The organism is Pantoea sp. ICBG 1758 (assembly GCF_002928325.1).
In the GTDB taxonomy this organism is placed as follows: Bacteria; Pseudomonadota; Gammaproteobacteria; order Enterobacterales; family Enterobacteriaceae; genus Pantoea; species Pantoea eucrina.
The window spans coordinates 1,825,069-1,842,155 of the sequence record NZ_POWL01000001.1; the positions used below are offsets into that span (position 1 = coordinate 1,825,069).

At 59.0% G+C, this 17,087-nt stretch carries 15 protein-coding genes; 5 read left to right on the top strand and 10 right to left on the bottom strand.

Annotated elements, in window-relative coordinates; translation table 11 throughout:
- Window positions 1-46: 46 nt before the first annotated feature.
- The 9 genes from C1Y41_RS08805 to C1Y41_RS08845 form a co-directional block, all read right to left on the bottom strand.
- Window positions 47-1,405: an ATP-binding protein gene (locus tag C1Y41_RS08805; RefSeq protein WP_104085260.1), complete on the bottom strand. Its 1,359-nt coding sequence runs from the start codon at window positions 1,403-1,405 to the stop codon at window positions 47-49.
- The gene (locus C1Y41_RS08810) at window positions 1,402-2,082 is read right to left on the bottom strand and encodes a response regulator transcription factor (protein ID WP_039379457.1); all 681 of its coding nucleotides are present in this window, start codon (window positions 2,080-2,082) and stop codon (window positions 1,402-1,404) included. Before C1Y41_RS08810 ends, C1Y41_RS08805 begins: the two co-directional genes overlap by 4 nt.
- Before the next feature lie 141 nt (window positions 2,083-2,223).
- Window positions 2,224-3,105: a cysteine synthase CysM gene (gene cysM, locus C1Y41_RS08815; protein ID WP_104085261.1), complete on the bottom strand. Its 882-nt coding sequence runs from the start codon at window positions 3,103-3,105 to the stop codon at window positions 2,224-2,226.
- 72 nt (window positions 3,106-3,177) lie between these two features.
- The gene (gene cysA, locus C1Y41_RS08820) at window positions 3,178-4,266 is read right to left on the bottom strand and encodes a sulfate/thiosulfate ABC transporter ATP-binding protein CysA (protein WP_104085262.1); all 1,089 of its coding nucleotides are present in this window, start codon (window positions 4,264-4,266) and stop codon (window positions 3,178-3,180) included.
- The gene (cysW, locus tag C1Y41_RS08825) at window positions 4,256-5,128 is read right to left on the bottom strand and encodes a sulfate/thiosulfate ABC transporter permease CysW (protein WP_104085263.1); all 873 of its coding nucleotides are present in this window, start codon (window positions 5,126-5,128) and stop codon (window positions 4,256-4,258) included. Before cysW ends, cysA begins: the two co-directional genes overlap by 11 nt.
- Window positions 5,128-5,961: a sulfate/thiosulfate ABC transporter permease CysT gene (gene cysT / locus C1Y41_RS08830; RefSeq protein ID WP_039379465.1), complete on the bottom strand. Its 834-nt coding sequence runs from the start codon at window positions 5,959-5,961 to the stop codon at window positions 5,128-5,130. The genes cysW and cysT overlap by 1 nt, the downstream gene beginning before the upstream one ends.
- On the bottom strand, window positions 5,961-6,977 hold the full coding sequence (locus C1Y41_RS08835; RefSeq protein ID WP_039379467.1) for a sulfate ABC transporter substrate-binding protein: 1,017 nt from the start codon (window positions 6,975-6,977) through the stop codon (window positions 5,961-5,963). The genes cysT and C1Y41_RS08835 overlap by 1 nt, the downstream gene beginning before the upstream one ends.
- 203 nt (window positions 6,978-7,180) lie before the next feature.
- A complete protein-coding gene (locus tag C1Y41_RS08840) occupies window positions 7,181-7,795 on the bottom strand; it encodes an RpoE-regulated lipoprotein (protein WP_104085264.1) in 615 nt (204 codons plus the stop codon).
- A gap of 77 nt (window positions 7,796-7,872) precedes the next feature.
- Entirely contained in the window at window positions 7,873-8,298 is a 426-nt protein-coding gene (locus C1Y41_RS08845) for a GNAT family acetyltransferase (RefSeq protein ID WP_039379472.1), read from the bottom strand.
- A 209-nt stretch (window positions 8,299-8,507) separates the two neighbouring features.
- Between C1Y41_RS08845 and amiA the strand changes: the two genes are divergently transcribed.
- The 5 genes from amiA to ampH all read left to right on the top strand — a co-directional run bounded on the left by amiA (window position 8,508) and on the right by ampH (window position 15,699).
- On the top strand, window positions 8,508-9,365 hold the full coding sequence (gene amiA / locus C1Y41_RS08850) for an N-acetylmuramoyl-L-alanine amidase AmiA (protein WP_104085265.1): 858 nt from the start codon (window positions 8,508-8,510) through the stop codon (window positions 9,363-9,365).
- Between the two features lie 47 nt (window positions 9,366-9,412).
- Complete coding sequence (hemF, locus tag C1Y41_RS08855; protein ID WP_039379477.1) at window positions 9,413-10,336, top strand: oxygen-dependent coproporphyrinogen oxidase; 924 nt, start codon at window positions 9,413-9,415, stop codon at window positions 10,334-10,336.
- A 1,021-nt stretch (window positions 10,337-11,357) separates the two neighbouring features.
- The gene (gene tal / locus C1Y41_RS08860) at window positions 11,358-12,308 is read left to right on the top strand and encodes a transaldolase (RefSeq protein ID WP_039379481.1); all 951 of its coding nucleotides are present in this window, start codon (window positions 11,358-11,360) and stop codon (window positions 12,306-12,308) included.
- Between the two features lie 68 nt (window positions 12,309-12,376).
- Entirely contained in the window at window positions 12,377-14,386 is a 2,010-nt protein-coding gene (tkt, locus tag C1Y41_RS08865; protein ID WP_039379483.1) for a transketolase, read from the top strand.
- A 143-nt stretch (window positions 14,387-14,529) separates the two neighbouring features.
- Window positions 14,530-15,699 carry a D-alanyl-D-alanine-carboxypeptidase/endopeptidase AmpH gene (gene ampH, locus C1Y41_RS08870; protein ID WP_039379485.1) on the top strand — a complete coding sequence of 390 codons (1,170 nt, stop codon included), beginning with the start codon at window positions 14,530-14,532 and terminating at the stop codon, window positions 15,697-15,699.
- 15 nt (window positions 15,700-15,714) lie between these two features.
- Here ampH and C1Y41_RS08875 read toward each other — a convergent pair whose 3' ends face one another.
- Window positions 15,715-16,767: a DUF1176 domain-containing protein gene (locus C1Y41_RS08875; RefSeq protein ID WP_039379487.1), complete on the bottom strand. Its 1,053-nt coding sequence runs from the start codon at window positions 16,765-16,767 to the stop codon at window positions 15,715-15,717.
- Between the last annotated feature and the right edge of the window lie 320 nt (window positions 16,768-17,087).

The window sequence follows — 17,087 nt, forward strand, 5'->3', positions numbered from 1 at the left end:
GTTAGCACTCTCTGAAAACGGCACCCGATGGGTGCCGTTTTTGTTTCTATGCTTTGCGCCAGTGCGGGAGCCTGAGAATCACCTCAAGACCACCTTCCGGCACGTTCTGCGCCTGAACTTCGCCATGATGAGCCAGCATCACCTTACGGACGATAGATAGCCCGAGGCCGTAACCTTTTCCGGCCAGCGGCGTGTTTACCCGCACAAAGGGATCGAAGATACTGGAGAGTTTGCTGTGATCGACGCCGGGTCCGCTATCGCGGATGCAGATCGTCAGCCAGGCGGCTTCCGCGTGCAGATCTACCCGGATCACCTGCCCCTGCTGCGAAAAACGCAGCGAATTTCGCAATACATTCTCTGCGCCGCGCCGGATCAGCTCGGCGTTACCGCGCACCGTATAGTCAGCCGTCTCATCGGCGGTAAACTCCACCAGCACGCCAGTCAGCTGCGCTTCATAGCGCAGATCGGTTATAACCACCTCCAGCAGCCCGAGAAGATCAAAGTAATCTTCTCCCGGCAGGCTTTCGTGACTGACGCGTGACAGCGTCAGCAGCTCGCCAATCATCTTGTCGAGGCGACGCGCTTCCTCATCAATGCGGTTAAGCGATACCGCGACCGTTGCCGGCGTCTGACGCGCCAGCCCGGTTGCCAGCTGCAGGCGCGCCAGCGGTGAACGCAGCTCGTGAGAGATATCGTGCAGCAGCGCCTCGCGGGCGTTAATCAGCGTATCGAGCCGCTCTACCATGGCATCAAAATCGTGCGCCACGCTGGAGAGTTCATCGTGACGACGGCGCATCAGCGGCCAGAGCCGCACCGAGAGATCGCCACTGGCTACGCGGGCGAATCCTTCGCGCAGCTGGCGCATCGGGCGCGTAAGATTCCAGGCGAGCAGCAGGCTGAAGAGCAGCCCCAGCGCACCGGCGAAGATAAACATCGGTTGCGGAATATTCAGAATGCGGCGCGGGCGCTCGCCTAAGGTGCTGTCGCGCCGCAACGCCCTGACGTCATAACGCAGCTCCCAGCCGTTGCCGTCTGCGTCTGTTACCTGGCGCACTATCACGTCAGGAATGGGGCCGTGAAACGGCGCGCCAAACGCTGGCTGCGTCCTGCCGGCGGCGCGCGGCGCCGTCGCACGCTGGGGCAGCACCGAGAAAAACTGACGATCTTCTGCAGACCAGTCAGCCATCATGTCGTCAAGCGCAGCCGGACCGCCGCGCTCAAGAACGGAGACAGCGGAGGCCATCTGCAGATTCACAATGCGCCGTACAGCGGCAATGTCGGGCGGCTCATGCCGGCTGCCCGACAGCGCAAAGCCGAGCCAGAGCAGCTGGCTGATAATCAGAAATACCAGCCAGAAACCCAGCAGGATTTTCCAGAACATGCGCCCGCGATAGCTGCGCTTCATCGGATGCGATAGCCAATACTGCGCACGGTTTCAATCGTTACGCTCTCGGCTGTCAGCGCCGCCAGTTTCTGCCGGATATTGCTGATATGGACATCAACGCTGCGATCGTAAGCTTCCCGCGACCGCCCCAGCCCCTGCTCAGAGAGTTCATCTTTGGTTACCACCCGCTCAGGCGCCCGCAGCAGCAGCTGCAGCAGGTTAAATTCTGACGCGGTCAGCTCCAGCGCCCTGCCCTGCCATGCGGTAACGCGGGTCGCCGGGTTAAGCGTCAGGTCACCCAGGCAGAGCGGCTCCTTTTTATCCGCCACCGCCGGCAACTCCTCCACGCGGCGCAAAACCGCACGCAGGCGCGCCACCAGCTCGCGCGGATAGCAGGGTTTCGGGACATAATCATCCGCACCCATCTCCAGCCCGATTACGCGGTCAATATTGTCGCCTTTTGCCGTCAGCATGATCACCGGCAGGCGACTGTTCTGGCGTACCTGACGCAGCACGTCGGTGCCGCTCATGTCAGGCAGCATGATATCCAGGATCATGGCGCTGTAGCTGCCTGACAGTGCCCCCTCAATCCCGGCGCTGCCGGTCAGGGCAAGCTGCGTTTCAAAGCCTTCAGCAAGCAGGTACTGGCTGAGCATGGTGCCCAGCTCAGCGTCATCATCAACAAGCAGGATTTTCATCGGTTTCTCTCAGCTAAAGTGGTGCTATTTTGTGCCGATTGCGGGAGAAACGCAGCAGGATTTACGCGATCCTTACAGTCAGATGCGCGGATACAGAAGCGGCAAGCCGGTCAGCGCAGCAGGCTGACCGGGCAGATGCTGTCAGTGAAAAACACCGGTGGAGAGATAACGATCGCCGCGATCGCAGACGATCGCCACTATCACGCTGCCGGGCTGCGCCCGGGCGATGCGCAGCGCCCCCGCCACGGCGCCGCCGGAGCTCACGCCGCAGAACAGCCCTTCACGCTGCGCCAGCGCACGCATCGTCTCTTCCGCTTCCTGCTGCCCCATATCCATGATCTCGTCTACCACCTCAGGGCGCCAGATGCCAGGCAGATAGGCTTCAGGCCAGCGGCGGATACCGGGTATGGCGCTGCCTTCCTGCGGCTGCAGGCCAATCACTTTAACCGCCGGCGCGTGCTCTTTCAGAAAGCGGCCCACGCCGCTGATGGTACCGGTGGTGCCCATGCTGGAGACAAAATGCGTCAGGCGCCCGCCGCTCTGCTGCCAGATTTCCGGTGCAGTGGTGAGATAGTGGCCCAGCGGATTATCGGGATTGTTAAACTGATCCAGCACCCGGCCTTCGCCGCGATCGGCCATCGCCTGCGCCAGATCGCGTGCGCCTTCCATGCCCTGCTCACGCGTAACCAGCACCAGTTCGGCCCCGTAAGCGCGCATCGCATCCTGCCGCTCCTGACTCATGTTCTCCGGCATCAGCAGCCGCAGCCTGTACCCTTTGAGCGCGGCGATCATCGCCAGCGCAATACCGGTGTTGCCGCTGGTGGCTTCAATCAGCCTGTCGCCGGGCCTGATTTCACCGCGCAGCTCAGCCTGATGAATCATCGACCAGGCCGCGCGATCTTTCACTGAGCCGGCCGGGTTATTCCCCTCCAGCTTCAGCCAGACTTCGCTGCCATTATCGGGCGACAGGCGTTGCAGCCTGATCAGCGGCGTATTGCCGATGGTATTTTCCAGAGTGGTCACGATCGTTTTCCAGGCGCAAGAGAGGCAATAAAAACGGGCGGGAAAGTCCCGCCCGAAAGAGTTGTCAAAATATCAGGCGCTCTCGGCAAAGGCAACCGGGCGCAGCGGGGTATTCCCCTGATAGAGACGGGCCTGCTGCAGCCCGACAAACAGACGCTCGCCGCGTACCGGGGCCGCCTGCTCACCTTCGAAGACCAGGGTAAACGGCTCAGCGTGCCAGCCAGCGGCCTCGACAACCAGCTGCCAGAAGTGTCCGCGCGGACTGATTTCCAGCACCTGTACCGGCAGCGGCGTCTCCAGGCTGCTCTGCCGTGAGACATCCACTTCCCACGGGCGCAGGAAGAGTTCAACGCCGCCCTGATGCGCTGGCGTATAACCCAGCGGCCAGTGATGTGCAGCGACGTGGAACTGTGAGCCGTGTACTTCGCCCTCAAAGCGATTGACCTCGCCCAGGAACTCCAGCACAAAGCGGGTAGCAGGTTCACGCCACACTTCGTCCGGAGAACCTGTCTGTTCAATGTTCCCCTGGCTCATTACGACCACGCTGTCCGCGACTTCCATCGCCTCTTCCTGGTCGTGCGTAACAAACACGCTGGTAAATTTCAGCTCTTCATGCAGCTGACGCAGCCAGCGGCGCAGCTCTTTACGCACCTGCGCATCGAGTGCGCCGAACGGCTCATCCAGCAGCAGGATCTGTGGCTCTACCGCCAGCGCACGCGCCAGCGCCACGCGCTGCTTCTGTCCGCCAGAGAGCTGGGCCGGAAAGCGGTTTGCCAGGTGCGCCAGCTGTACCATCTCCAGCAGGCGCGTGACGCGCTGTTTGATCTCAGCGGCTGAAGGGCGCTCGCGGCGCGGCAGCACCGTCAGGCCAAAGGCGATATTGTCAAACACCGTCATATGGCGGAACAGCGCATAGTGCTGGAAAACAAATCCCACCTGGCGATCGCGGGCGTGAATGCGGCTGACATCTTTGCCATGAAAGTAGATCTGTCCGCTGTTCTGATGCTCCAGCCCGGCGATAATACGCAGCAGCGTGGTTTTGCCCGAGCCGGAAGGGCCCAGCAGCGCCACCATTTCGCCGGAAGGAATATCCAGAGAGATATCATTCAGCACCGGGGTGCGGCCAAAGGCTTTATTAATTTGTTTGATCTCAATGCTCATGATTTTCCTCCTGTTGGCGCTTCTGCTGATGCTCTAATCGCCACTGCACCACGCTTTTCAGAAACAGCGTTACAATTGCCATCAGGGTCAGCAGCGCGGCGGCAGTGAATGCGCCCACGGTGTTGTAATCCTGATGCAGTAATTCAACCTGAAGCGGTAACGTATAGGTCTCACCGCGAATCGATCCTGACACCACCGACACCGCACCAAACTCACCGATGGCCCGCGCGTTGGTCAATACCACGCCGTAGAGCAGCGCCCAGCGAATATTGGGCAGCGTTACGCGGCGAAACATCTGCCAGCCCGATGCGCCAAGCAGCACCGCAGCTTCATCTTCGTTACTCCCCTGACTCAGCATTACCGGTACCAGCTCACGCACCACAAACGGACAGGTGACAAATACGGTCGCCAGCACCATGCCGGGCCAGGCAAACATAATCTGAATATTGTGGGCATCGAGCCAGCCGCCCGCCGGGCCGTTAACGCCCCAGAACAGCAGATACATCAGGCCCGCCACCACCGGTGATACCGCAAACGGAATATCAAACAGCGTCAGCAGCAGCTGCCGTCCCGGAAAGGTAAAGCGGGTGACCAGCCACGCCAGCAGCGTGCCAAACACCAGGTTTACCGGAACGGTAATGAGCGCAACCAGCACCGTCAGCCAGATCGCGTGCAGCATGTCGCCATCCTGCAGGTTGCTGAACGCCTGGCCTGCGCCCTGCGCCAGCGCCTCCCAGAAGATAGAGATCATCGGCACTACCAGCAGCAGTATCGATATCAGTGCACCGGTGCCAATCAGCAGCCATTTGCCCCAGTTAAAAGGCTCACGCTCAGCGCGATTGAGGTGTGAAATCTCCGCCATTAGTGACCTCCCAGGCGACGGCCAAAGCGGCTCTGCAGCGTATTAATGGCAAACAGCAGCAGCAGCGAGGCGGCAAGGATCACCGAGGCGATAGCGCTGGCGGCCGGATAATCAAACTCCTGCAGACGAACAAAAATCATCAGTGACGTCACTTCCGTTTTCCAGGCGATGTTGCCGGCGATAAAGATCACCGCACCAAACTCCCCGAGGCTGCGGGTAAACGAGAGCGCCGTTCCGGCCAGCAGCGCCGGAGCCACCTCAGGCAGCACCACGCGCCGGAAGCTTTGCCACGGCGTGGCACCCAGCGTTTCCGCCGCTTCCTCATATTCCGGGCCCAGCTCTTCCAGTACCGGCTGAACGGTACGCACCACAAACGGAATGCTGGTAAAGGCCATCGCTACTGCGATACCAATCCAGGTATAAGAGACTTTGATATCAAAATGCGCCAGCCACTGACCATACCAGCCGTTAACGGAAAAGAGTCCGGCCAGCGTTAGCCCCGCTACCGCTGTGGGCAGGGCAAACGGCAGATCCATCAGGCCATCCAGCAGCGTACGCCCCGGAAAACGATAACGGGTCAGGATCCACGCCATCAGCATGCCAAACACCGCGTTGAACAGCGACGCGACGCCGGCTGACAGCAGCGTTACTTTATAAGCCGCTACCAGCTGCGGACTGGAGATCACCGCCCAGTACTGCGCCAGCGTCATCTGCGACAGCTGCATCAGCAGCGCGCTGATAGGCAGCAGCAGAATCAGGCAGGTAAACAGCAGGCTGGTGCCGAGGCTCAGGCCGAAACCTGGCAGGACGCGTTTTTGTGCTGTAGCAAACATCAGCCGCGCCCCGCTGCCAGTAATTTATCCAGTTCACCGCCGCTGACGAAATGCGTTTTCATTACCTGCTCCCAGCCGCCAAACGCCTCATTGACGTTAAACAGTGTGGTCTGCGGGAAGCGATCCTTCTGCTCTGCCATCAGCTGTGGATTATTCACGCGGTAGTAGTAACGGGTGATAATCGCCTGAGCCGCTGGGGTGTAGAGATAGTTCAGATACGCTTTAGCTGCGTCAGCGGTGTTGTTATGCGCCACATTCTTATCTACCCAGGCAACCGGGAACTCCGCCAGGATGTTGTTGCGCGGCACAATCACTTCGTAATCATCTTTGCCATACTGATTGCGGATATTGTTTACTTCTGACTCAAAGCTAATCAGGACGTCACCCAGACCGCGTTCAGCAAACGTGGTGGTCGCGCCGCGCCCGCCGGTATCAAACACCTCAACGTTCTTCAAAAACTTCTGCATATAGGCTTCAGTTTTTGCGCGATCCTGACCGTCAGCTTTTTCCGCTGCGCCCCAGGCGGCAAGATAGGTATAGCGGCCGTTGCCGGAGGTTTTCGGATTCGGGAAAATCAGCTTTACGTTGTCGCGCGCCAGATCGGCCCAGTCATGGATCTGCTTTGGATTACCTTTGCGCACCAGAAACGCCATGGTGGAGTAGAACGGCGAGCTGTTATTTGGCAGACGACTTTGCCAGTCAGCGGCAATCAGGTTGCCTTTATCATGCAGCACCTGCACATCAGTGACCTGGTTGTAGGTAACGACATCTGCCCGCAGCCCCTGCAGGATAGCCAGCGCCTGTTTGGACGAGCCGGCGTGAGACTGCTTAATCGTGAGTTTATCGCCAGGGTGTGCCGCATCCCACTGCTGTTCAAAGGGTGCGTTGAGTGCCACAAAAAGTTCGCGTGACACATCATACGAGCTGTTCAGCAGCTCCGTTGCCTGCGCCGCCGCTGCCAGCGACAGTGACAGCGCCACGCCGCTGAGCCATGTTTTCAAAACCGGAAGTGTCATGCAGCACCCTGATAAATAGAAATCCAGCCTGGGCCAGTAGATGCTGTCAGTGTATTTATAACTTCCCGGAAAGCAGTAACGGTTTTATATATCTTTTGGGGATTTAAAAGTCGAAAAAGGCATAAGCGATCGGCAGAGAAAAGCAGGTTTTCAGAAATATACGCAGGCGGGTGTGGGCCGCCTGAAAGCGGCCCCCGGCAGGGTTAGCGCTGCCAGACCATTTTACTGATCGTCCAGCTTTTCAGCGTGTCATCTGAAGGCATCAGACCCGCCGGGCCGTGCCATTTGCCGCTGTAGACATAGAAGATATGCTGACTGCCCGGCGCCTGGCACTCAACGTCGTGCGCATCGAGGCCTGCGACCATTTTGCAGTTGTTGAAGGCTTTAGTGAACGTATCGCTGAAGCGGTCACCGATTTTACTGCCGCTGCTGCTCTCCGCTGCCGCATCCAGCACCTCGATCCGTTCAACGGTGGGTTTACCGCTGATGATCAGCTTCACCTTGCCATCCTGCAGCGCCTGCCAGAACTCAGCCACCTCGCCCTGTTCGCTGCGCATACCCTGCCGCAGCTGGTAATCATTATTCAGCGCCTGCGAAATAGCCGATTCACTCATCAGGGTGCTGCCATTGAGACCCGCCACACCCTGCTCAGTTACCTGCAGAGAACCGCCAAACCAGCTTAGCGGGTTGAGCGCGGCCCAGTGGTAAGTCAGTGGATTATACCAGTGGCTCTCATGCTCTGCCGGTGCCTGGCCGGTAGTGGCGCAGCCTGACACGGCCAGCGCCGCCGCCAGCGCCGCAAAACGTACAGCTTTCATGCTAACTCCATGGTTTCAACTTTATTGCGTGCCTCTTGGAGTCACGCGATGGCAAAAAGTTTAGCCGGCCGGATCAATCAATATTCGCGATCTTCAATCAGCCGCTTGCCCAGCAGCAGCGCCTCCACGGGTTCATAGTCGAGCTTTTCATAAAATGCCACGACCTGATCGTTCTCTTCCCGCACCATGAGATGAATTTTCGGGCAGCCGCGGGCAATCAGCTTTTTCTCCAGCCGGTTCATCAGCGCATTGGCAAAGCCGCGCCCCTGATAGTCCGGATGCACAGCCAGATAGTAGGCTGAGCCGCGATGACCGTCGTAGCCGCCCATCAGCGTGCCGACCACTTCGCCGCCCACTTCAGCGACCAGAAACAGTTCCGGGTCATGATTCATTTTGCGTTCGATATCCAGCTCCGGGTCGTTCCACGGGCGTAACAGATCGCAACGCTCCCAGAGCGTGATTACTTCATCAAAATCTTCCTGGCGGAAAGAGCGAATTTCCATCGACGTATCCTGCTGATCGGCATAATTCGCTGATTATCACGCATTCTTTGCGTGGCGCAACCCTCCTGCTCCGCAATGGCAGAAAAAAGCGGCTAAATCCCGGTTAGCACCGTGCAATACAAAGTAATACGCTGAAATGGTTGCGGGGTCGCCGTGCTGCGGCGGTTACGTTATAACACTGGGCTTATTTCTCCGCCAGGGACCTGTAAATGAAAAAGATTTCACTGCTTTCACGCCTGACTAACCGCCGCCAGCTGATCCTTTCGGGACTGGCGCTGGCAGTGCTTTCGCCGCGCGCAATTCAGGCGAAGGAGACGCGGGCAGAGATCACAGCGGCGCCGCGTCATGCCGCACCGAAACCTGCTGCCAGCGGTAAGCGAATTGTGATGATCGATCCCGGTCATGGCGGTATCGACTCCGGCGCGGTGGGACAGGAAGGCGCGGAGGAGAAGCATATTGTTCTGGAGATTGCCAATACCGTGCGCACGCTGCTGCAGTCACATCCGCATATTGAGGTGCGACTGACGCGCGACAGTGACCACTTTATCCCTCTCTATCAGCGGGTGGAGATTGCACATCAGCACGGCGCGAGCCTGTTTATGTCGGTTCACGCTGACGGCTTTACCAGCCCGGATGCCAACGGCGCCTCGGTATTTGCCCTCTCCAATCGCGGCGCCAGCAGCGCAATGGCACGCTATCTGTCGCAGCGTGAAAACGATGCAGATAAAGCAGGCGGCGCCGCCGTACAGCAGAAAGATCACTATCTGAATGAGATTCTGTTTGATCTGGTGCAGACCGATACGATTCGCAACAGCCTGACGCTGGGCAAGCACGTCCTGGATCAGATCCGCCCGGTGCATCATCTGCACAGTCAGCATACCGAGCAGGCCGCCTTTGCCGTGCTGAAGTCGCCTTCTATTCCCTCCGTGCTGGTTGAAACCTCGTTTATTACCAATCCGCATGAAGAGCAGCTGCTGGGCACTCCCGCCTTTCGCCATAAGATCGCCACCGCCATTGCCAGCGGAATTGTTAACTATTTTGCCGCATACGATCGTCGCCAGGCGTGATCCCGGGCTGTGGTAAGCTTACGGCACATTTACAGAGAGAGTGACGCATGAGCAATCCCGATATTTCACGCGTTAAGGCGTTTTTGCTGACGCTGCAGGATGAGATCTGCAATCAACTGGCCGCAGCGGATGGCGGCGCAACGTTTGCCGAAGATAGCTGGCAGCGTCCCGGTGGCGGTGGCGGACGCAGCCGGGTTCTGCGTAACGGCACGGTATTTGAGCAGGCCGGGGTCAACTTTTCCCATGTGCATGGCGACCAGATGCCTGCTTCAGCCACCGCGCATCGTCCGGAGCTTGCCGGACGCAGTTTTGAGGCGATGGGCGTTTCACTGGTAGTCCATCCGGAAAACCCCTATGTGCCGACCAGCCACGCTAACGTGCGCTTTTTCATCGCTGAAAAACCCGGTGCCGATCCGGTCTGGTGGTTCGGCGGCGGGTTTGATCTGACGCCCTACTACGGTTTTACCGAGGATGCCATGCACTGGCATCAGACCGCAGCCAATCTTTGCGAGCCGTTTGGCGAGGATGTCTATCCGCGCTATAAAAAATGGTGTGATGACTATTTCCACCTGAAGCATCGCAATGAGCAGCGCGGTATCGGCGGTCTGTTTTATGACGATCTGAACACGCCAGACTTTGACCGCTGCTTTGACTTTATGCAGGCGGTCGGCCGCGGCTATCTGCAGGCCTATCTGCCGATTGTTGCACGCCGTAAAGCACTGCCGTGGGGCGATCGCGAGCGCCAGTTCCAGCTCTACCGCCGCGGGCGTTACGTTGAGTTTAATCTGGTGTGGGACCGCGGCACGCTGTTTGGTCTGCAGACTGGCGGCAGAACCGAGTCAATTCTGATGTCGATGCCGCCGCTGGTGCGCTGGGAATATGACTATCAGCCCGAGCCCGGCTCACCGGAAGCGCAGCTTTATACGGATTTTCTCCCCGTGCGGGAGTGGCTTAGCGGGAGTGGCGCTTAGCAGCGCGGGGCTGGGCGCCGGGCAGCGCGCGGCACCGGAGGGGTTCCGCCCGCCAGGCTTCTGGCAGTTTCAGCGGCATTTCCGCACGCGGACGGGCTAAGGGGCGGGTGGGCGCGCCCCTTAGCAATCCGCGCCCCGCGCCGTCCTCGCGAATTCCCGGACTTATCCCTCCGGCCTTAACGGACCGCGCGGATTCGCTCCTGCTCAACCCGCGCTCTCGCCGGCGTCCTGCCGGCTCGCCCTGGCCGTCACTCTGCGCCCGGCGCTGCGGATAGCGCCCCTCCTCCCCGCCTGTAAATTTTTCATTTTGTTTTTTTAAAAGTGTTGCGGTGTGGTCTGAAGCTTCTTCACGAAACCTTCAGCCATAAAAAACGTAAGAAAAAGAGAAAAAACCAGCAGCGGCGGGAAGCGCCATCCGGGTCCGCCGAGGGAGGGCACGGTTCCGGGATGAGCCGACAGGACGTCGGCGAAAGGGCGCGGTGAGCAGGAGCGAATGGCGGCCGGTCCCGGGGAAGCGGGCGTGAGAGAGGGAACCGCACAGCGGCGGACGGGGCTGGCGCAGGGCCGGGGAGTGCAGAGGGCGCGGCCAGGCGTCCTCTGCCCGGTCGCCGCGCCGGAGCAAAAGCTGCCGCCGCAGCTGACGGCGAACGGAACCAGCGCTTAACATGCGCCCCGGCGCAGCAGCACGCAGCTGGCGCTAAATCGGGGAGTACAGAGGACGCGGCCAGGCGTCCTCTGCCCGATCGCCGTGCCGGAGCACAGGCCACCGCCGCAGCTGACGGCGAACTTACCGCCTCGCCTGCATCTCCGGCGCAAGCTGCTATGCTTGAAGATGGCAAAACATGGCTGAACCGATTACGCCGCCTCTCTCTCCGCCACGCCATAATCAGAGAAAACGCATTTTAATCAGCGGGCGTCTGTAGCACTGTGTGGAACCACTATCCCCAGCAAAGGGCGCAGACAAGGCGACGGTTGCCCGGCATTCTTTTGCCCACAATATTGCTAATCAAGGAGTTAAGCGATGAACCAGCTAGACGCACTAAAACAGTTCACCACCGTGGTGGCGGACAGTGGCGATATCGAATCCATTCGCCATTACAATCCGGAAGATGCCACTACCAACCCTTCTCTGATCCTGAAAGCTGCCGGTCTTGACGCTTATAAACACCTGATTGATGACGCCATCGACTATGCGAAAAAGCAGGGTGGCAGTAAAGAGACGCAGATTATCAACGCCAGCGACAAAGTGGCTGTCAATCTCGGCATGGAAATCCTGAAAAGCGTGCCGGGCCGCGTTTCAACTGAAGTTGACGCCCGCCTCTCTTTCGATCGCGGTATGTGCGTGACCAAAGCAGAAAAGCTGGTACGCCTGTATGAAGAGCACGGTATCGACCGCTCACGTATTCTTATCAAGCTCGCCTCAACCTGGGAAGGGATCAAAGCGGCTGAAGAGCTGGAGAAAAACGGCATTAAGTGCAACCTGACGCTGCTGTTCTCCTTTGCGCAGGCGCGCGCCTGCGCAGAAGCGGGCGTCTATCTGATCTCACCTTTTGTGGGCCGCATTTATGACTGGTACAACACGCGTAAGCCAATGGACCCCTATGTTGTGGATGAAGATCCGGGCGTGAAATCTGTGCGTCGCATCTATGACTACTACAAAAAGCATCGCTACAGCACGGTGATCATGGGCGCCAGCTTCCGCAAAGTTGAGCAGATTCTGGCTCTGGCGGGCTGCGATCGTCTGACTCTCTCCCCTAACCTGCTGGAAGAGCTGGCGAACAGCGATGCGCCGGTTGAGCGCAAGCTGGAACCTTCTACCGAAGGTTTCCATCAGCCTTCCTCGCTGTCAGAAGCGGAGTTCCGCTGGGAGCACAACCAGGATCCGATGGCGGTTGAAAAACTCTCTGAAGGTATCCGCCAGTTCGCCGTTGACCAGCAGAAACTGGAAGATGTGCTGTCAGCACGCCTCTGATTGCACCACCGTTGAGTGCGGGCGAGCCGAGGCGAACCCGCTGATGCTTTACTACAAGGGAGAACCCTATGTCTTCACGCAGAGAGTTGGCTAACGCGATTCGCGCGTTGAGTATGGATGCGGTACAGAAAGCAAATTCCGGTCACCCAGGTATGCCGATGGGCATGGCCGATATCGCGGAAGTGTTATGGCGCGACTTCCTGAAACATAACCCCACTAACCCGGCATGGGCCGATCGTGACCGCTTTATCCTTTCTAACGGCCACGGCTCAATGCTGCTCTATAGCCTGCTGCATCTCAGCGGTTACGATCTGCCGATGGAAGAGCTGAAAAACTTCCGTCAGCTGCATTCAAAAACGCCGGGACATCCGGAAATTGGCTATACGCCAGGCGTCGAAACCACCACCGGCCCGCTCGGCCAGGGTCTGGCGAATGCGGTGGGTCTGGCGATTGCTGAGCGTACGCTGGCCGCGCAGTTCAACCAGCCAGGACACGATATTGTCGACCACTTCACCTATGTGTTCATGGGTGACGGCTGCCTGATGGAAGGCATCTCACACGAGGTCTGTTCGCTGGCAGGTACGCTGGGCCTCGGCAAGCTGATCGGCTTTTACGATCACAACGGCATTTCTATCGATGGTGAAACAGAAGGCTGGTTTACCGATGATACGCATAAACGCTTTGAGTCCTATAACTGGCACGTGATCGGCAGCGCTGAAGGCATCGATGGTCACGACGCCGACGCCGTGGCCGCCGCGATTAAAGAGGCGCAGAGCGTAACCGATAAGCCGTCGCTGATTATCTGCCGCACTACTATCGGCTTTGGTTCGCCAAACAAGGCGGGCAAAGAGGAGTCACATGGTGCTGCGCTGGGCGACGAAGAGATTGCGCTGACGCGTAAGCAGCTCGGCTGGAACTATGCGCCGTTTGAAATCCCGCAGGATATCTACCAGCAGTGGGATGCAAAAGAAGCGGGTTCCGCGCACGAAAAAGCCTGGGATGAGAAGTTTGCCGCTTACCAGCAGGCGCATCCGCAGCTGGCGCAGGAGTTTAGCCGTCGTCTTAACGGTGAAATGCCGGCGGAGTGGGAAAGCCAAACCGCTGACTTTATCCGGGACCTGCAGGCGAATCCGCAGAAAATCGCCAGCCGCAAGGCGTCACAAAATACGCTGGAAGCCTTTGGCAAACTGCTGCCGGAATTCCTGGGCGGATCGGCTGACCTGGCACCGAGTAACCTCACCATCTGGTCAGGCTCAAAATCGATCAAAGAGGATGCGGCCGGGAACTATATTCACTACGGCGTGCGTGAGTTCGGGATGACCGCGATTGCAAACGGCATCGCGCACCATGGCGGCTTTGTTCCTTATACCGCAACCTTCCTGATGTTTGTTGAGTACGCGCGTAACGCCGCCCGTATGGCTGCGCTGATGAAAGCACGCCAGATCATGGTCTACACCCATGACTCTATCGGCCTGGGCGAAGATGGCCCGACGCACCAGCCGGTCGAGCAGCTGGCGAGCCTGCGTCTGACGCCTAACTTCAGCACCTGGCGTCCGTGCGATCAGGTTGAAACCGCGGTGGCATGGAAAGCAGCCGTTGAGCGTCATCACGGCCCGACCGCGCTGATCCTCTCCCGTCAGAACCTGCTGCAGCCCGAGCGCAGCCAGGCGCAGGTCGAAAACATTGCGCGCGGCGGCTATATCCTGAAGGATTGCGACGGCACGCCGGATGTGATTCTGATCGCCACCGGTTCAGAAGTGGAGATCACGCTGGGAGCGGAAGCGAAACTCAGCGCGGATGGCCACAAGGTCCGGGTCGTGTCACTGCCCAGCACCGATGTGTTCGATAAGCAGGATAGCGCCTACCGTGAATCCGTGCTGCCCACTACCGTACGCGCCCGCGTCGCGGTTGAGGCAGGTATTGCAGACTACTGGTACAAATATGTCGGCATCGACGGCAAAATCGTCGGCATGACCACCTTTGGTGAATCCGCGCCGGCCGGCAAGCTGTTCCCGGCCTTCGGCTTTACCGTTGAAAACGTGGTAAGCCAGGCGGAATCGCTGCTGAAACCGGCATAAGCCCCGCGGCCCTCACCCGATAACGGTGAGGGCCGTTTTTTTTAGCACTTTCTATACAAAAAAAATCGCGTTTTCCCCTTCCCGCTCTGCGCAAACTGATTACTATAGGTTTTCTTCCGATTCTGATAGCGGACGCACTCCCGTTGAAAAAACCGACTTCATTTTTACTGGCCCTGATGGTCTCCGTGCTGCCTGTCAGCGGTATGGCCCAGGTCTCACCTAATCCTCTGCTGGCATCGCAGATTGTTGATCGCTATGCCGAACATATTTTTTACGCCAGCGGTGCAACCGGCATGGCGCTGGTCGCCATCGACGGCAATCAGCGCGTCTTTACCAGCTTTGGTGAAACCCGCCCCGGTAATAATGTCCGGCCGCAGCAGGACTCCGTTATCCGCATCGCGTCACTCAGCAAGCTGATGACCAGCGAAGTGATGGTGAAAATGGCCGAGCGCGGGCAGATCCGCCTGGATGACCCGCTCAGCCGCTACGCCCCGCCGGGGGCGCGCGTTCCGGCCTATAACGGCCAGACGATCCGCCTGATCAACCTCGCCACCCACACCGGCTCGCTGCCGCGCGAACAGCCCGGCGGTAAACCGCACCGTCCGGTGTTTGTCTGGCCAACTAAAAGCGATCGCTGGCAGTGGCTGGGCAACGCCACGCTGAAAGCCGCGCCCGGCACTCAGGCGGCCTACTCCAACCTCGGGTTTGACCTGCTGGCTGACGCGCTGGCGAAAGCGGGCGGCACGCCCTATCCGGCGCTGCTGCAGCGGTTAGTCACGCGCCCGCTGGGGATGAAGGACACCACCTTTACACCCTCACCGGACCAGTGCCAGCGCCTGATGGTGCCGGAAAAAGGGGCCAGCCCCTGTAATAATACTCTGGCGGCGATCGGCAGCGGCGGCGTCTACTCCACCCCTGATGATATGGCGCGCTGGATGCAGCAGTTCCTCGACTCAGCGGTAAGCCACCGCACGCCGCAGATCGATCGCCTGCAGACGCTGATCTACCGGCGCGATCAGCTGACCAAAGTTGAAGGGATGGATGTACCCGGACGTGCCGATGCGCTGGGTATGGGCTGGGTCTATATGGCCCCCAAAGCGGGCCGGCCCGGTATCATTCAGAAAACCGGCGGTGCCGGCGGCTTCATTACTTATATGGCGATGATTCCGCAGCATAACCTTGGCGTATTTGTGGTCGTCACCCGCTCACCGCTCAGCCGCTTTACGCCCATGAGCGACGGCGTGAATAATCTGCTGACAGAGCTGGCGGGCAATAAGACGGGTTCGCCGATGATGATCGGCGCGATCCCCTGACACCCGGAAAGTCGCTCAGCGCGCCGGCTGGCTTACCCACAGCGTGGGCCAGTCGTCGCTGCTGTGCCAGGCGTCGCAGATCTGCTCTTCCGCATATTCCGCCAGAACAAACGCGCTGCCATCAAACTGCCAGCGTGTTGCCGTACCGCAATCACCCAGCCCGCGATTTTTACTGAAGGTATAGAGCAGGCCATTACTGGCATCAAACTCTGCGTTTACCAGCTCCAGCTGCGTGTCGCTGCGCGCCGGAGGAACAAAAGGCAGATTCAGCGTCAGCCCGCGTGATACGTAGGGCTGGCTGCGCGTCACTTCAAACGCCAGATCGATAACGTTGTAGGCACCGGTTTCACAGCTGACCAGCAGCAGCGCTTTGCTGTCGGTCAGCGGCGCGACGCTCACCTCGCGCCGCAGCGGATCCAGTGAGCAGCTATCGGTGGTGATGCGCCAGGTTCCATAGTCGATCAATCCGCTGGTCTCCTCCTGCGTCAGCGGCGCGGGCGGCGGTGCTGATGACGGCAGCGATGGCAGCGACGGCGGTGGCGGGAGATCCCACTGCGCCCCACGCCTGACCCATGCGCTGGTCCCGTTTACGCGCCCCTGCACATCATCCATCAGCAGCAGCGCAGCTTTCAGGCCACGCAGCGGAACCACCGCTTTGGCCTGGTACGTCAGCTGCAGCGTGCTCGCGTCCAGCGTCTGTCCCAGAAACTCATCAATCGCAATAGCGTTGCTGGTAGCAAGATGGTGCGGCTCAACCGTCCAGTGTTTAAGGTCGGGCTTCAGGCGACGCTGATCCAGCAGCAGATTATCTTTCAGCGGGCCACCCGGCAGCGCGCCGGTATAGGCGCTGCCGTAGTCGATACGCAGCAGCGGACGATCGTCGACGCCGGCGTGGCGCGACAGCGTCATCACCAGACCATTGTCGCCGGGAAAGCTGCGCGCCACGCAAAAAGCCGCATTGTTACAGGTGAGCTGCCAGTCAGAAAAAGACTTCTGCAGAGGTTCAGCCTGCACGCTGGCGCTGGCTGCCAGAGAGCTCAAGAGCAGTGACTTTATCCAATACGACATTAACAACCCGGTCCCCGAATTTCTGGAAAGAAAATCATAGCGCACTGCGTGCGTTATCAGCAGGCTGGAAGTGTGAAGCGGCCTGAAAAGCAGAATTAACTGCTTATTAAATCAGCGATTCATCATCGTACGGACAGGTTGTACGCTGCGGTCCCATCATCCACTGCGCCTGACGGCGGCTCAATCAGATTCCCCTGACTATCAGGGCGCAGTCTGAAACGGTCAATCCCGCATAAACGGTCATAAACAGTCATGCTATGGTAGCTATGGATTAATAAGCTGGCGATCGGATCTGTTTTAACTGTGACGCTTCAGGGGTT

Excerpts from the sequence above, each read along its gene's own strand:
- C1Y41_RS08840 (WP_104085264.1), bottom strand. The coding sequence starts at position 7,795 with ATGAAAGCTGTACGTTTTGCGGCGCTGGCGGCGGCGCTGGCCGTGTCA.
- tal (WP_039379481.1), top strand. The coding sequence starts at position 11,358 with ATGAACCAGCTAGACGCACTAAAACAGTTCACCACCGTGGTGGCGGAC.
- C1Y41_RS08875 (WP_039379487.1), bottom strand. The coding sequence starts at position 16,767 with ATGTCGTATTGGATAAAGTCACTGCTCTTGAGCTCTCTGGCAGCCAGC.
- hemF (WP_039379477.1), top strand. The coding sequence starts at position 9,413 with ATGAGCAATCCCGATATTTCACGCGTTAAGGCGTTTTTGCTGACGCTG.
- amiA (WP_104085265.1), top strand. The coding sequence starts at position 8,508 with ATGAAAAAGATTTCACTGCTTTCACGCCTGACTAACCGCCGCCAGCTG.
- tkt (WP_039379483.1), top strand. The coding sequence starts at position 12,377 with ATGTCTTCACGCAGAGAGTTGGCTAACGCGATTCGCGCGTTGAGTATG.
- C1Y41_RS08845 (WP_039379472.1), bottom strand. The coding sequence starts at position 8,298 with ATGGAAATTCGCTCTTTCCGCCAGGAAGATTTTGATGAAGTAATCACG.
- cysW (WP_104085263.1), bottom strand. The coding sequence starts at position 5,128 with ATGGCGGAGATTTCACACCTCAATCGCGCTGAGCGTGAGCCTTTTAAC.
- cysT (WP_039379465.1), bottom strand. The coding sequence starts at position 5,961 with ATGTTTGCTACAGCACAAAAACGCGTCCTGCCAGGTTTCGGCCTGAGC.
- C1Y41_RS08835 (WP_039379467.1), bottom strand. The coding sequence starts at position 6,977 with ATGACACTTCCGGTTTTGAAAACATGGCTCAGCGGCGTGGCGCTGTCA.
- cysA (WP_104085262.1), bottom strand. The coding sequence starts at position 4,266 with ATGAGCATTGAGATCAAACAAATTAATAAAGCCTTTGGCCGCACCCCG.
- C1Y41_RS08805 (WP_104085260.1), bottom strand. The coding sequence starts at position 1,405 with ATGAAGCGCAGCTATCGCGGGCGCATGTTCTGGAAAATCCTGCTGGGT.
- C1Y41_RS08810 (WP_039379457.1), bottom strand. The coding sequence starts at position 2,082 with ATGAAAATCCTGCTTGTTGATGATGACGCTGAGCTGGGCACCATGCTC.